The organism is Microbacterium algeriense (assembly GCF_008868005.1).
Lineage (GTDB): Bacteria > Actinomycetota > Actinomycetes > Actinomycetales > Microbacteriaceae > Microbacterium > Microbacterium algeriense.
Window position 1 is genome coordinate 100,446 of sequence record NZ_WAAO01000003.1, and the last position, 13,672, is coordinate 114,117.

The 13,672-nt window shown below is 68.7% G+C and carries 14 protein-coding genes; 5 read left to right on the top strand and 9 right to left on the bottom strand.

Annotated elements, in window-relative coordinates; all coding sequences use genetic code 11:
- Positions 1 to 14: 14 nt before the first annotated feature.
- The 8 genes from F6A08_RS14180 to F6A08_RS14210 all read right to left on the bottom strand — a co-directional run bounded on the left by F6A08_RS14180 (position 15) and on the right by F6A08_RS14210 (position 6,986).
- Complete coding sequence (locus F6A08_RS14180) at positions 15 to 1,817, bottom strand: sensor histidine kinase (RefSeq protein ID WP_017203639.1); 1,803 nt, start codon at positions 1,815 to 1,817, stop codon at positions 15 to 17.
- Positions 1,814 to 2,161: a response regulator gene (locus F6A08_RS14185; protein ID WP_040568721.1), complete on the bottom strand. Its 348-nt coding sequence runs from the start codon at positions 2,159 to 2,161 to the stop codon at positions 1,814 to 1,816. Before F6A08_RS14185 ends, F6A08_RS14180 begins: the two co-directional genes overlap by 4 nt.
- Positions 2,158 to 2,301, bottom strand: coding sequence for a hypothetical protein (locus F6A08_RS17690; protein WP_192576818.1), 144 nt, complete (start codon positions 2,299 to 2,301; stop codon positions 2,158 to 2,160). The genes F6A08_RS14185 and F6A08_RS17690 overlap by 4 nt, the downstream gene beginning before the upstream one ends.
- On the bottom strand, positions 2,298 to 3,785 hold the full coding sequence (locus tag F6A08_RS14190; protein WP_151459804.1) for a glycosyltransferase family 2 protein: 1,488 nt from the start codon (positions 3,783 to 3,785) through the stop codon (positions 2,298 to 2,300). Before F6A08_RS14190 ends, F6A08_RS17690 begins: the two co-directional genes overlap by 4 nt.
- Complete coding sequence (locus tag F6A08_RS14195; protein WP_151459805.1) at positions 3,782 to 4,498, bottom strand: PHP domain-containing protein; 717 nt, start codon at positions 4,496 to 4,498, stop codon at positions 3,782 to 3,784. The genes F6A08_RS14190 and F6A08_RS14195 overlap by 4 nt, the downstream gene beginning before the upstream one ends.
- Positions 4,495 to 5,484 carry an ATP-grasp domain-containing protein gene (locus F6A08_RS14200; protein ID WP_124894977.1) on the bottom strand — a complete coding sequence of 330 codons (990 nt, stop codon included), beginning with the start codon at positions 5,482 to 5,484 and terminating at the stop codon, positions 4,495 to 4,497. The genes F6A08_RS14195 and F6A08_RS14200 overlap by 4 nt, the downstream gene beginning before the upstream one ends.
- Complete coding sequence (locus tag F6A08_RS14205; RefSeq protein ID WP_017203645.1) at positions 5,484 to 6,527, bottom strand: response regulator; 1,044 nt, start codon at positions 6,525 to 6,527, stop codon at positions 5,484 to 5,486. The genes F6A08_RS14200 and F6A08_RS14205 overlap by 1 nt, the downstream gene beginning before the upstream one ends.
- Positions 6,528 to 6,671: 144 nt before the next feature.
- Positions 6,672 to 6,986 carry a DUF2277 domain-containing protein gene (locus tag F6A08_RS14210; RefSeq protein ID WP_017203646.1) on the bottom strand — a complete coding sequence of 105 codons (315 nt, stop codon included), beginning with the start codon at positions 6,984 to 6,986 and terminating at the stop codon, positions 6,672 to 6,674.
- A 152-nt stretch (positions 6,987 to 7,138) separates the two neighbouring features.
- Here F6A08_RS14210 and F6A08_RS17695 point away from each other — a divergent pair, with 152 nt between their 5' ends.
- Positions 7,139 to 7,600 carry a DUF4190 domain-containing protein gene (locus F6A08_RS17695; protein ID WP_164479533.1) on the top strand — a complete coding sequence of 154 codons (462 nt, stop codon included), beginning with the start codon at positions 7,139 to 7,141 and terminating at the stop codon, positions 7,598 to 7,600.
- A 69-nt stretch (positions 7,601 to 7,669) separates the two neighbouring features.
- On the opposite strand, the gene guaB is transcribed toward F6A08_RS17695, so the two are convergent.
- Complete coding sequence (gene guaB, locus F6A08_RS14225) at positions 7,670 to 9,172, bottom strand: IMP dehydrogenase (RefSeq protein WP_017203648.1); 1,503 nt, start codon at positions 9,170 to 9,172, stop codon at positions 7,670 to 7,672.
- A 267-nt stretch (positions 9,173 to 9,439) separates the two neighbouring features.
- Between guaB and F6A08_RS14230 the strand changes: the two genes are divergently transcribed.
- From F6A08_RS14230 to F6A08_RS14245, 4 genes are read left to right on the top strand one after another with little or no spacing between them, the layout of a single operon-like run.
- Entirely contained in the window at positions 9,440 to 10,789 is a 1,350-nt protein-coding gene (locus tag F6A08_RS14230; RefSeq protein ID WP_017203649.1) for an ABC transporter permease subunit, read from the top strand.
- A gap of 2 nt (positions 10,790 to 10,791) precedes the next feature.
- Positions 10,792 to 11,769: a branched-chain amino acid ABC transporter permease gene (locus F6A08_RS14235; RefSeq protein WP_017203650.1), complete on the top strand. Its 978-nt coding sequence runs from the start codon at positions 10,792 to 10,794 to the stop codon at positions 11,767 to 11,769.
- 46 nt (positions 11,770 to 11,815) lie between these two features.
- Complete coding sequence (locus tag F6A08_RS14240; RefSeq protein ID WP_051000907.1) at positions 11,816 to 12,781, top strand: ABC transporter ATP-binding protein; 966 nt, start codon at positions 11,816 to 11,818, stop codon at positions 12,779 to 12,781.
- Positions 12,778 to 13,539, top strand: a complete 762-nt coding sequence (locus F6A08_RS14245) for an ABC transporter ATP-binding protein (protein WP_151459806.1) — start codon at positions 12,778 to 12,780, stop codon at positions 13,537 to 13,539. Before F6A08_RS14240 ends, F6A08_RS14245 begins: the two co-directional genes overlap by 4 nt.
- The last annotated feature ends 133 nt before the right edge of the window (positions 13,540 to 13,672 follow it).

Consider the following 13,672-nt stretch of genomic DNA (forward strand, 5'->3'; position numbering starts at 1 on the left):
CGGGGAGGTGCGGTTCAGTCCGTGCGGGTCACGCTCAGCGCCTCGGTCCGCGGGGCGGTGGGGATGACGAAGCGGAACTCCGTGCCCACCCCCTCCTGACTCGTGACGTCCATCGTCCCGCCGTGCGCCAGCACGATGGCGCGGGTGATCGTGAGTCCCAGCCCGACGCCGGGGACGGCATTCCTGGTGGCCGTGGACGCCCGGAAGAAGCGGGTGAACAGCATCCCCTGCTCGTCTTCCGGGATCCCGACGCCGGTGTCGGCGATCGAGAACTCCACGGCTCCATCGACGGGGCGCACCCGAGCGGTGACCGTGCCGCCACGGGCCGTGAACTTGATCGCGTTGGACAGCAGGTTGTCGATCGCCTGCCCCACGCGACCGGGGTCCACGACGACGGGAAGGGCCCCGTCTGGCACCTCGGCCACCAGCTCGATCCCCTCGCGCTGCGCGTGCGGACCCGCCGACTGCACGGCCGAGCGCACCAGGTGCGCGACGTCCGCCTCCTCGCGGTCGAGCGGGAAGCGCCCGGACTCGACCTGCGCCGTGAACAGCAGGTCGCCGACGAGGTTGAGCAGCCGTTGCGCGTTGCGCTCGATGATCCCGACGAACTCCTGCTGATCCTCGGTGAGCGGCTGACCCGGATCGTTCTGGAGCAGATCGAGGAACCCGATGATCGCGCTGAGCGGGGTGCGCAGCTCGTGGGAGATCATCCCGACGAACTCGTCCTTCATCCGGGCGACCTCGACGGCGCGCGTCTCGTCGGTGAGCACGAACAGGTAGCCCTGCTGCGCGCCCGCTCCGTCCTTGTGCGGACTGACCGTCACCCGGGCGGGGACGGTGGTCCCGCCGGCGGTCGTCACCTCGACATCGCCGTCGACGGGGAGTCCGGCATCGGCCTGCGCGAACAGCGCCTTGATCCCCGGGGAGAGCTCGGCGAAGCCCGTCGGCATCTCGTCGGCCGTGTGCGCGGGCTCCGTGCCCTCGGCCGCCAGCATCGAGAGGACCGCGGCGGAGAAGAAGCGGTCGATGCGCACACCGTCTCGGGCCTCCTCGGCCGACATCCCCAGCAGACGCACCGCACCGGGATTCCACGCCGTGATCGTGCCGCTGCAATCGGTGGCGACCACCGCCTGCGCGGTGATCGACGACCACAGGCTCTCGAACGAGTCGAGCAGCTCCCGATACTGCCGCTCCTTGTCGCGCAGCTGGACGATCATCGCCACGTTCTCCGAGAGCGCCTTCGTGCGCGCGGCCACCAGTTCCTCGGCCTGCTCGACGCGGACGCGCTGCTGCCGGGAGAGCTCGTTGATGACCGCGGCGAGCGCGGCGAACACGAGCGGACCGACGACGCCGCGCAGCCACTCGGCGGAACTCCGGGGCGGGTCCGCGAGGTAGGGCATCAGCAGCGCGAAGGAGGTCAGGCCGCCGACGACGAAGACCCAGCGGATCCCGGGCGCTGCCGCTATCCACACGACGGGCAGCAGCACGAGCGATCCGAAGACCGATGCGGCGCCCCCGGTGCCGGCGCGGAAGAGGCCCAGCCCCACGATGTCGATCATCGGCACGAGCAGCACGGCCCAGCCGTCGTAGACGTGGCGGGCGCTGAGGATCGCCGCCTGCACCGTGGCGGCGAGCACCACGGCCAGTCCGATCAGCGCCACGCCCAGATGCGTGAACGGCAGCTGGGGCACCGTCCACGTCAGCAGCGCGGCGATCACGGCGGCTGTCAACGTCGGCGCCTGCTTGATCAGCGGGCTCGGGTTGTCGACCAGCCGGTACCAGCGGTTCTCCGCGCGCTCCAGCGGTGTGGCCCTCATCGGGGCACCCGCTCCACGATGGCGTGCAGGTCTGCTCCGGTGATGGGTTTGGGCAGCGCCGCGTCCGCTGGCGGGTAGTCCGCCGCGTCGAGCACCGAGCTGATCACGAGGAAGCAGGCCGGGAAGCGCTCCTGCACGAGCCGTGCGCATGCCTGTCCGGATATCCCGGGAAGGAGCAGGTCGAGCACGGCCAGAGCGGGGTCGATGTCGGAGAACGCCGCGATGGCCGACTCCGCATCGCGGGCGACGAACACGTCGAACCCCTCACGGTCCAGGTAGCGACGCAGCAGCGCCGCCTGATCGGGAGCGTCCTCGACGACCAGGGCCAACGGCCTCCCGGTCATCGAAGGAGCAGCTCTCGCACGATGACGATGATGACGACGACGGCGAGGGAGAGGAGGGCCTGCGGGACGAGGCGGCGTTCGCGGCGCGCATCCGCGGCGATCTCCTCCACTTCGGATTCGTGTGACGGGGCTGCGGTCATGAGTCGACGCGTCCGATCTTCTCGGTCTTGATCCAGGAGGCGTCGGCGCGACGCCACTCTTTGATGTACGAGTCCACGGTGATCGCGCAGAGCAGCGATCCGTACCCGCAGATGTAGAGCAGCAGCCCGGCGAAGAACCGTCCGCCGGGAAGGGGCTCCACCGCCCTGGCGAGCCAGATCCCGAGCATCGAGATCGGCCCCCACAGGTAGAAGATCACCGCCCAGGTGATGCGCGCCTGATCCGTCACCGGCAGTCCGAGCGCGAGCAGAGCCGACTCGAACAGCCAGGGGAAGATCGCGATGGCCATCAGGATCAGGGCACCGAGACCGGGGAACATGATGGCCTCGCGCCAGGACTGCCTGCCGATGCGGGGATCCAGTTGCACGGAGTAGAGCATCGAGAAGATGTAGATGCACGCCGCGGAGATCCACATGAAGCGGAACACGAACTCGGCGATGTCGCTGTGCAGGAGCAGCAGGGCGAGCATTCCCGCGGCGGCAAGCAGCATGAACGCCGGGAGCAGGAGGATCGTGAACCACGCGAGGCCGAACGAGAAGCTGCCCAGGTTGTGATCAGGACTCGGACGGAACCAGAGCTTCTTGTAGATCGAGGTCAGCTGCACGTTGCCTCGAGCCCATCGCAGTCGCTGCTTCCACAGGCTGTCGATCGTGCGCGGCTCTTCGGCCAGCACCACCGCGTGCGGCTCGAACACCATGCGGCGCCCGTGCAGCTGCCCCTCGAAGGTCGTCATCGTGTCCTCGGCGAGAGTGCCGGTCGGGATGCGTCCGCCGATGGCCTCCAGATTCGCCCGGGAGTGCAGCTGCGCGCCACCGGCCAGGCACGCGATCGCGCCGCCGACGTTCTGCACGCGACGTGCGGACAGCTGCCCGATCACGTACTCGATCGCGATGAACCGCGTGAGGTAGTTGCGGTCGCGACTGCCCTCGGCGATGTAGGCCGTCACGGCCCCGACCTTCTCGTCGGCGAGGTGCCTGCTGAGCTTGCGGAGCGAATCCCGCGCGAAGATCACGTCGGCGTCCATGATGAGCACGGCCTCGGTCCAGGGGTCGGCGAGGACGACGTCGAGCCCGTGGTTGAGGGTGTGCGCCTTGCCCTCGCCGCCCTTCTCGCGACGCAGGTGCACGACGCGGCCGGGGTGGGCCGCCGACTTCGCGGCGACGACGGCGGGGGTGTCGTCGGTCGAGGCGTCGTCCACGACGAAGATCCGCAGGCGCTCGGCAGGGTACTCCAGCTGCAGCAGCCGCTCGATCGCCGGGCCGATCACCGCGCCTTCGTTCCAGGCGGGGATGATGACGGCCACGTTCGGGTGGTACGGGGCCGCCTTGCCGTAGTGGTTGCGGAAGGCGTGCAGCGGCAGCGCGAGGAATTGCAGCCCGGTGTTCACCACGGGAAGCGTGCCGACGAGGACGCACAGCAGGAGGATGACGACCAGGACCGTCTGCAGCCAGGTGAGATCGGTCATGCGGAGGACTCCAGGGCGTCGAGGATCGGGATGATGCGCGCGTAGCGGCCGACGTCGTCGGCTACGTGGCTGTCCGTGGAGGCGACGATCTCGGCGCCGGCCAGACGCAGGGCGCGCAGGAGCTCCGTTCCCGGGCAGCCCCACTTCTCGTTGACCTCGACGAGGGTGTCGGTCTCGGCCGCGGTGCGCGCCCACGCCTGGACCCGTTCCGCGCCCAGGTCGTCTTCGGCGAGGCCGATCTTGGGCAGGAGCGAGAAGCAGTGCGCGAGCTGGTTGCCCGGGTGTCGGCGCATCGCGGCGATCAGAGCGCCCACGAACTGATCGAGCACATCGTCGACCGCCCAGCCGCCGGCCATCCGCTCTCGGACGGCGGAGGGGCCGAGCGGACCGTCGACGCCGGGGAACTGGTGGTCCGCGATGAGGATCCGGTCGATGCCCTGCGGCAGCGCCGGGATGTCGAGCGCGCCGGTCGCGTCGAGGATCTTCGCCTCCACGCCGGTCAGCACCGTGAGCCCTTCCGGGCGGTCGAGGTCGCGGACCGCCGCGAGGTACTCGGGCACCCAGGTCGTGCTCTGACGCACATGGTCGACCAGACGCACCGTGGTCAGGCCCGCCGCCGTCGCCGCGGCCACGTTCTCCGCGAGCGTCGAGACGGCGTCGTCCGAGAACGTCGAATGGACGTGATGATCGCCGCGGAGGATCCCGTGGCTCACAGCTCCTCCTGGTGGCCGGCATGGTCCGAGACGAGCACCTCGTCGACCTCGACGATGATGTCCTCGAGGAATCGCACGGAGGCGACCTCGCGGAACGGCACGCTGACGGGGATCTCGCGGCCCAGGAACAGGTCGGCGACGAGCGAGGGGATGTCCACGCCGGCCGCGATGGTCAGCGGGAGCGCGCCGGGGAACCGCGGATTGACCTCGAGCAGCACGGCACGGCCTGCCCGATCGCGCCGCAGCTGCACGTTCGCGACTCCGACGAGTCCGATGGCCCTGGCGATCGACGCGGCGGTCTCCTCGAGCTCATGGTCGCGGAGCGTGCGGCCGGCGATGGCGACACCCGAGTCGACCCGCGCTCTCGTGCGCGGCACGGCGGCGACGACGTTCCCCGTCGCGTCGGCGATCACGTCGACCGAGTACTCCTCCCCCGGGAGGAAGTCCTGCACGATGAGCCCTTCATCCGTGGGCAGCGCGAGCAGGGCGTCCCGGTCGGGGACGAGGCGCACGCCACGGCTGCCGGCACCCTGGCGTGGCTTGGCGAACACCGGGAACTCCCAGTCGATCGCCTCCGCGTCCGCCCCGGCGAGGACCGTGCGCGGTGTCCGGCCGGTCGGCGCGCATCGCTCGGAGAGGGCGAGCTTGTCGAGGGCGGTGTTCAGGGTGTCCGCAGACGGTGCGGCCAGCACGGCGGGCGCCAGCTCGTCGCGGCGGTCGGCCAGGGCGATCAGCTCGACGTCGACGGTCGAGATCACGAGGTCGAGCCGATCGTCCTCGACGAGTCGGGCGATCGTCGGCACGAAGTCCTCGTCCCGCCCTGGCGGCACCAGGCGGCGCTGCTCCGTCGGGACGAGGTAGATCCCGCTCGCCCACCCGTCCATGTCCGCCGCGAAGACGGTCAGGTCGGAGCGACGGAGGAGGGATCGGATCACGGCGACGCCCGCCGGTCCGCCGGCCCCGGTCACCAGAACGCGCTTGGTCATCAGCTCTCCCGTCGGGTCAGTTCGTGCGCGCCGACGAACTCGGCCGTCTCGCGCACCACTTCAAGCGGCTCCACCGCGATGCCGCCGCCGAAGCGCGACCAGTAGCGTGCCGTCGCCGTGACGAAATCCGGCTCGAGGTAGTCGCGTCTGGCCGTCTGCGAGCTGAACCGCTCGAGCAGCCGGAGCTTCTCGTCGAGGTACTGATCGATCCGGACGAACCGGGTCGGGCGGTAGTCGATCGTCGCCGAGGGACTCTGATAGCACGCGACCGTCCCCACGCGCCGTGTCGCGACGATGGTCGCCTCGCTCACGGCTCGGTGGTCCTGGTGGCGGTCGTGGCTCGAGTGCGTGTAGACGATCGTGGGCTGGATCTCCTGCACGACCTCCTCGATCAGGCGCACGGTGGATCCCCCGCCCGAGATCTCGGTGTCGATGAGGTCCTTGAGGAAGAGGCGCGCACCGAGCATCTCGGCGGAGGCCAGCGACTCGTCCTGACGGCTGTCCGCATCACCGCCGCGCGCGCCGCGCGACAGCGTGAGGATGGTGATCTCGTCGCCGGCCTTGGCGTGGGCGGCGAGCAGCCCGCCGACGCCGATCTCCACGTCGTCGGGGTGCGCGCCGATCGCGAGCACCCGCTCCGGGGTCCTCGCCTCGTCCCGGCGACGCCGCCCCTCGGCGACCAGCCGCGTGACCGCTTCGACGAGCTTGGCGTTGTCGAGCGGTTTCGTCAGGAACTCATCCGCCTGCGCCCGCAGCGCCGACACCGCGTACTCGACGGACACATGAGCGGTCATCACGATCACCGGCACGGTCGGGACGGTCCGGCGCAGCTCGGCGAGCAGCTCCAGTCCGTTCAGACCCGGCATCTCGATGTCGGTCACCACCACGTCGGGCCGGAACGCGGCCACGCGCTCGACCGCGACCTGACCGTCTTCCGCGACGTCGACGACGCAGCCGGCCCTCCGCTGGAGGACGGTCTTCACGAGCAGGGCGACATCGGGATCGTCGTCGACGACGAGAATCCGAGGAGCATCCTCAGGCATGTATGCAGCTCTCCTTGGGGAGATTCCCTGCCGATAGGGAGCGGCATCGCCGTCTCGGCGCCTTCACTCACCGGGACCGCTGGGAAAGTCGAGCGGGGTATGTCGATTCTGGCATAGGGAGGCGTCGCCGCCGCGATCCGCCGCTCAGACGCCGGCGCGCGCCGCGCGCTTCTCCTGCTGATAGACCCTGATCGCCTCGTAGCGCTCCGCGGATCGGGCTCGCCTCTTCGCCGCCTCCTCGTCGCGGTTCTTGGGCGGGGCGGATGTCACGAGCTCATCCAGGAGCCGACGGACGACCTCGGCGATGTCGTCGACCGCGCGGTCGAAGACCTCCCGGTTGGCGCGGGACGGCGCGGTGCTCCCGGAGATCTTGCGGACGAACTGCAGCGCGGCATCGTGGCACTCCTCCTCCGTCGCGGCGGGTTCGAGGTTGTTCAGCGGGACGATGTTTCGACACATACCGGCACGCTACGCCGCGGCTCCGACGGTGGGAAGACCTGCGGGGGCTCCGGTCGATCGGGGTGGTGCGCGCACGGCGGCCCCTCTACGCTCGGGGCTACCGGAGCGGCCGCCGTGCCGCGATGCCCCACTCCTCAGCGACAGGACAGCCCATGACGAACCCCCCGTTCCCCGACTCCCCGACTCCGGACTCCCCCACGCCGGATTCCACGACGCCGAGCGCACCCCCGCCGGCTCCGCCCGCCTCCTCGGTCCCGCCGTCCTCGCCTCCGCAGGAATCGGCCCCGCCGTACTCGCCTCCCGGAGCCGCACCCTACGGCCAGCCGACCCCGACGCCGCCGGGTCGCGTGCTGTCGATCGTCGGACTGGTGCTCGCGGTCGTCGCAGCACCGATCGGCCTGGTGATCAGCATCGTCGCCGCCGTGAAGCTCGGCAGGGCCGGTCAGCCCAAGGGGCTCGCGATCGCCGGGATCATCGTGGGCGCGATCATCACGATCTTCTGGATCATCGCGATCATCTTCTTCGTCGCGGTGTTCGCCAACATCTTCGGCACGTGCGCCGAGCTCGGCCCCGGAGTGTGGAACATCGACGGCGTCACCTACCGGTGCGGCTGACATCGCTTCGGGCAGACATGCAGGGAGGGACCGGATGCGAGCATCCGGTCCCTCCCTCGCTGCGTGCGACTACTTCTTGTAGTTCGGGGCCTCGACGACGATCTGCACGTCGTGCGGGTGCGACTCCTTGAGCCCTGCCGAGGTGATGCGCACGAACTTGCCGCGCGTCTTGAGCTCCTCGATGGTGCGCGCTCCGACGTAGAACATCGACTGACGCAGACCGCCGACGAGCTGATAGGCCACGGCCGAGAGCGGGCCACGGTACGGCACCTGCCCCTCGATGCCCTCGGGGATCAGCTTGTCGTCGCTGGGGACATCCGCCTGGAAGTAGCGGTCCTTCGAGTACGAGGTCTGCTTGCCGCGCGTCTGCATCGCGCCGAGCGAGCCCATCCCCCGGTACTGCTTGAACTGCTTGCCGGACTGGAAGACGATCTCGCCCGGGGACTCGTCGGTTCCGGCCAGCAGGGAGCCGAGCATCACGGCGTCAGCGCCGGCGACGAGCGCCTTGGCGATGTCGCCGGAGTACTGCAGACCGCCGTCGGCGATCACCGGGACGCCGGCGGGGCGTGCGGCGAGCGAGGCCTCGTAGACCGCGGTCACCTGGGGGACGCCGACACCCGCGACGACGCGCGTGGTGCAGATGGAGCCGGGGCCGACGCCGACCTTGACCGCGTCGACTCCGGCGTCGATCAGGGCCTGCGCACCCTCACGGGTCGCGACGTTGCCGCCGATGATGTCGATGTGCTCGAACGAGGCGTCGGCCTTGAGTCGCTTGACGAGGTCGATCACGCCCTGCGACTGGCCGTTGGCCGTGTCGACGACGAGCACGTCCACTCCGGCGTCGCGCAGCGCCTCGGCCCGCTCCCAGGCGTCGCCGAAGAATCCGATCGCGGCGCCGACGCGCAGGCGGCCCTGGTCGTCCTTGGTGGCGAGGGGGTACTTCTCGCTCTTGTCGAAGTCCTTGATGGTGATGAGGCCGGCCAGCTTGCCGTCCTCATCGATGAGCGGGAGCTTCTCGACGCGGTGCTTCGCGAACAGGGCGATGACCTCGCCGGCTGCCACACCCACGGGAGCGGTGACGAGGTTCTCGCTCGTCATGACGTCCTTGACGAACGTGGTCTGGCGCTCGAAGCCCGAGACGAAGCGCATGTCGCGGTTGGTGATGATGCCGACCAGCTTGCCCTCGTCGTCGACCACCGGCAGACCCGAGATGCGGTACTTCGCGCACAGCGCGTCGACCTCCTCGACGGTCGCGTCCTGCGTCGTCGTGATCGGGTCGGTGATCATGCCCGACTCGCTGCGCTTGACCCGGTCGACGTGCGCGGCCTGGTCGGCGATCGACAGGTTGCGGTGCAGGATGCCGATGCCGCCCTCGCGCGCCATCGCGATCGCCATACGCGACTCGGTGACCGTGTCCATCGCGCTCGACAGCAGCGGAGTGGCGACCGAGATCCGACGCGTGATCCTTGAGGACGTGTCGGCCTCGCTCGGGATCACATCGGTGTGCCCGGGGAGCAGCAGCACGTCGTCGTACGTCAGTCCAACGAAGCCGAAGGGGTCGTGCTGGTCCATGGATTGTCCTCCTGCGGGCGCGATCTGGGGGCGAGGGTGTACCAATTCTAAGCGTGAGGAGGCTGAGGAAATTCCCGGCGGGGGCTGGGGTCGCACGCCGGACGAGGGCGCGACGCAGCGAGCTTCCGCACCGTCGTGATGGGATCGTTCTCACCGTGAGCAGATCGTGCCTTGGTCGAAACAGAGCCGACACATTACGCTCATACCGTCGTACATCAAGGCCGATGCACAACTCCGTCATGGCCTGTGTACTGGGCTGGAGGTTCTGTGCGTCCGACGATCTCGGCGAATCGAAGCGGAAAGCGGTGGGTCATCATCCTGCTGGCGTCGCTCCTCGCCATCGCTTTCCTCTGGCTGCAGCCCCCGTCGTCGGCCTCCGCCGAAGAGACCGACGACGGCCAGGAGATCACAGACTTCTACTTCGCCGGCGTCATCACCTTTGACGACGCTCCCGTCGAGGGCGTCGTCATGACGATCGAGGGCAACGGCTTCGAGGGAGAGACCGAGACCGACGCCGACGGCAAGTGGCGACTGTACGTTCCCGAGAAGGAGACGTACACGCTCACCGTCGACGAGGACACCCTCCCCGACGGCGTGATCGTCGACGCCGCCCAGCTCCCCGAGGGAACACAGCCGATCGCGGGCACGACCGCCTCGTTCGAAGTCGAGTTCGGCTTGACGGGCACCAAGATCATGAACCTCTTCCTCGGCGAGGGAGAGCGCATGACCACATCCTTCTTCGATCAGCTCGCATCGCGTCTCGTCGGCGGGCTCAACTTCGGGCTCCTGCTGGCCCTGGCCTCGATGGGCGCCGCGCTCATCTACGGCACGACGCGCCTGTCGAACTTCGCGCACGCCGAGATGGTCACCTGGGGCGGTCTGGTCGCTCTCGTGACGACGTCGTTCTGGCACCTCCCGCTGTGGCTCGGCATCGTCGCCGCCGTGGTCGGCGGCGGTCTGTTCGGCTGGGCTCTGGACGCCGGCATCTGGCGCCCGCTGCGACGCCGGGGCCTCGGGGTCGTCCAGCTGATGATCGTCAGCATCGGCCTCTCGCTCGCACTGCGCTACGCCTTCCAGTACATGATCGGCGGCGGGACCCGCCAGCTCCCGGGCGCGAGCCCCGAGCCGTTCCGATTCGGGCCGATCTCGCTGTCGTACATCGACCTGATCGGCATGGGCGTCAGCATCGTGGTGATCATCGGGGTCGCGTTCTTCCTCACGCGCACCCGCATCGGCAAGGCCACCCGCGCCATCTCCGACAACCCGCAGCTGGCCGCCGCTTCCGGCATCGACGTCGACAGGGTGGTCCGCTACGTGTGGATCCTGGCCGGCACGCTGGCCGCGATCTCCGGCATCCTGTGGGCATACTTCCGCCCCGGCGTGAAGTGGGACATGGGCATGCAGATGCTGCTGCTCATCTTCGCCGCGATCACGCTCGGCGGCCTGGGCACCGCGTTCGGCGCCCTCGTCGGCTCGCTCATCGTCGGCATCGCGGTCGAGGTCTCGACTCTGTGGATCCCGTCCGACCTCAAGTACGCGAGCGCGCTCGTCGTGCTCATCGTGATCCTCCTGGTGCGGCCGCAGGGCCTGCTCGGACGCAAGGAAAGGTTGGGCTGACCGTGGACTTCGGAAGCATCCTCTCGAACACTGCCGTCTACCTGATCAGCCCGGTCACGATCGCCTATGCGCTGGCGGCGACCGGTCTGGCGGTGCACTTCGGCTACGCGGGACTCCTCAACTTCGGCATGGCCGCGTTCATGGCCATCGGCGGCTACGGCTACGCCATCTCGGTGCTGACCTTCGGGCTGCCCTGGTGGGTCGGCATGCTCATCGGCCTTCTGGGCGGCGCGCTCTTCGCGGTGATCCTCGGCATCCCGACGCTGCGACTGCGCGCCGACTACCTCGCGATCGCCACCATCGCGGCCGGTGAGATCGTGCGACTGCTGTTCACCACGCAGATCTTCGACGAGTACACCAACTCGGCCGACGGACTCGCGCAGTTCAACGGCGGATTCCGCGACGCCAACCCGTTCCCCACCGGGACCTACGGGTTCGGTCCGTGGACTCTCAGCGCGAACGACCTGTGGAATCGCGTGTTCGGCATCATCCTCCTCGCCATCGCGATCCTCCTCGTGTGGTCGCTGATGCGCAGCCCGTGGGGCCGGGTGCTCAAGGGCATCCGCGAAGACGAGGATGCCGTGCGCTCGCTCGGCAAGAACGTCTTCGCCTACAAGATGCAGGCGCTCGTGGTCGGCGGCATCATCGGCGCGGCCGGCGGAATCGTGTTCGTCCTCCCGTCCGCCGTCGTCCCCGGCAGCTACACGACCTCGCTCACGTTCTTCCTGTGGACCGTGCTGCTGCTCGGAGGAGCGGCGACGGTCTTCGGGCCGACGCTGGGCGCGATCCTGTTCTGGGTCGTGTTCGCCTTCATGGCGAACCTGCTCCCCGCCCTGGCGAAGGCGGGCATCCTGCCGATGTCCGACAGCCAGGCCTCGACGCTCGTGTTCATCTTCGTCGGCATCGCCCTGATGCTGCTCGTGATCTTCCGTCCTCAGGGCATCCTCGGAGACAAGAGGGAGATGACCTTTGTCCACTGAACCCACCCCCGACGAGAACGTCGAGGCGGCGCCCACGACCGGGAGCATCCGTCGCCCCAAGACCACGGGGCTCGCGAAGGGTCCGGCCGCACCGGGCGTCCCGAAGGTCGATCCGATCCTCGTGGCCGACGGCGTGCAGCGTCACTTCGGCGGTCTGACCGCCGTCGACGTCGACCACGTCGAGATTCCTCGCGGCGCCATCACCGCCCTGATCGGGCCGAACGGAGCCGGCAAGACCACCCTGTTCAACCTGCTCTGCGGGTTCGACAAGCCCAACAGCGGCACCTGGTCGTTCGATGGGACGAACCTCGCCGGTGTCCCCTCGTTCAAGGTGGCGCGCATGGGGCAGGTGCGTACGTTCCAGCTGACCAAGTCGCTGTCGCTGCTCACGGTGCTCGAGAACATGAAGCTCGGTGCTCCCGGCCAGCGCGGCGAGGGATTCTGGTCGAGCCTCTTCCCGTTCCTGTGGCGCGCCCAGGACCGGGAGATCGAGGGGAAGGCGCGCGAGCTGCTCGCCCGCTTCAAGCTCGACGCCAAGGAGAAGGACTTCGCCGCCTCGCTCTCCGGAGGACAGCGCAAGCTGCTCGAGATGGCGAGGGCCCTCATGAGCGACCCGACCCTGGTGATGCTCGATGAGCCGATGGCAGGCGTCAACCCCGCGCTCACCCAGTCGCTCCTGGACCACATCCTCGATCTCAAGGAACTCGGGATGACGGTGCTGTTCGTCGAGCACGACATGCACATGGTCCGCCACATCGCCGACTGGGTCGTCGTGATGGCCGAGGGCCGTATCGTCGCGGAGGGACCGCCGGACGAGGTCATGGAGGACCCCGCGGTGGTCGACGCCTACCTCGGCGCTCACCAGGACCTCGACCTCGGTGCCGTCACCGGTCGCATCCCCGTGATCGAGAGCGACGCCGCGGCCCGGCTCCGCGAGCAGATCGAAGCAGAGGCCGAGGCGGAGCTCGAAGCGACGAGCACCGCCGATCCGGATCAGAAGGGCAACGCATGAGCGCCGAGAACCCCGCAGCATCGTCCGCCGACGATGTCGTCGTCGAACTCAAGGACGTGCACGCCGGCTACCTGCCAGGGGTGAACATCCTCAACGGCGCCAACCTCATCGCACGCCAGGGCGAGCTGATCGGCATCATCGGTCCCAACGGTGCGGGGAAGTCGACGCTGTTGAAGTCGATCTTCGGCATGGTGAACGTCCGAAGCGGTGACATCACCGTGAACGGCGAGAGCATCGTCGGACTGAAGGCCGACAAGCTCGTCAAGCGCGGGGTCGCTTTCGTTCCTCAGACGAACAACGTCTTCCCGTCGCTGTCGATCGAGGAGAACCTGCAGATGGGGCTCTACCAGAACCCCAAGATCTACGTGGAGCGTCTCGAGTTCGTCACCGGCATCTTCGCCGAGCTGGGCAAGCGCCTGAAACAGCGCGCCGGTTCGCTCTCCGGTGGCGAGCGCCAGATGGTGGCGATGTCGCGGGCGCTCATGATGGATCCGTCGGTGCTGCTCCTCGACGAGCCCTCCGCCGGCCTCTCCCCCGTCCGTCAGGACGACGCGTTCATCCGCGTCTCCGACATCAACAAGGCGGGTGTCACGACGATCATGGTCGAGCAGAACGCGCGGCGCTGCCTGCAGATCTGCGACCGCGGGTACGTGCTCGATCAGGGCAAGGACGCGTATGAGGGCACCGGACGCGATCTGCTGAACGATCCCAAGGTCATCGGCCTCTACCTCGGCACGCTGGGCACGGACGCCGCCTGACGCGGCCGACCGGACGCTTCGACAGACACGATTGGGTCCCTGAGCCTGTCGAAGGGTTCCGCAGGATCGGGTCCCTGAACTTGTCGAAAGGGCCGGACACGAAGAAGGCCCCGGATTCCGCATCCGGGGCCTT

Coding starts and splice junctions, on each gene's coding strand:
- F6A08_RS14180 (WP_017203639.1), bottom strand. CDS start 1,817: ATGAGGGCCACACCGCTGGAGCGCGCGGAGAACCGCTGGTACCGGCTG.
- F6A08_RS14185 (WP_040568721.1), bottom strand. CDS start 2,161: ATGACCGGGAGGCCGTTGGCCCTGGTCGTCGAGGACGCTCCCGATCAG.
- F6A08_RS17690 (WP_192576818.1), bottom strand. CDS start 2,301: ATGACCGCAGCCCCGTCACACGAATCCGAAGTGGAGGAGATCGCCGCG.
- F6A08_RS14190 (WP_151459804.1), bottom strand. CDS start 3,785: ATGACCGATCTCACCTGGCTGCAGACGGTCCTGGTCGTCATCCTCCTG.
- F6A08_RS14200 (WP_124894977.1), bottom strand. CDS start 5,484: ATGACCAAGCGCGTTCTGGTGACCGGGGCCGGCGGACCGGCGGGCGTC.
- F6A08_RS14205 (WP_017203645.1), bottom strand. CDS start 6,527: ATGCCTGAGGATGCTCCTCGGATTCTCGTCGTCGACGACGATCCCGAT.
- F6A08_RS14210 (WP_017203646.1), bottom strand. CDS start 6,986: ATGTGTCGAAACATCGTCCCGCTGAACAACCTCGAACCCGCCGCGACG.
- F6A08_RS17695 (WP_164479533.1), top strand. CDS start 7,139: ATGACGAACCCCCCGTTCCCCGACTCCCCGACTCCGGACTCCCCCACG.
- guaB (WP_017203648.1), bottom strand. CDS start 9,172: ATGGACCAGCACGACCCCTTCGGCTTCGTTGGACTGACGTACGACGAC.
- F6A08_RS14245 (WP_151459806.1), top strand. CDS start 12,778: ATGAGCGCCGAGAACCCCGCAGCATCGTCCGCCGACGATGTCGTCGTC.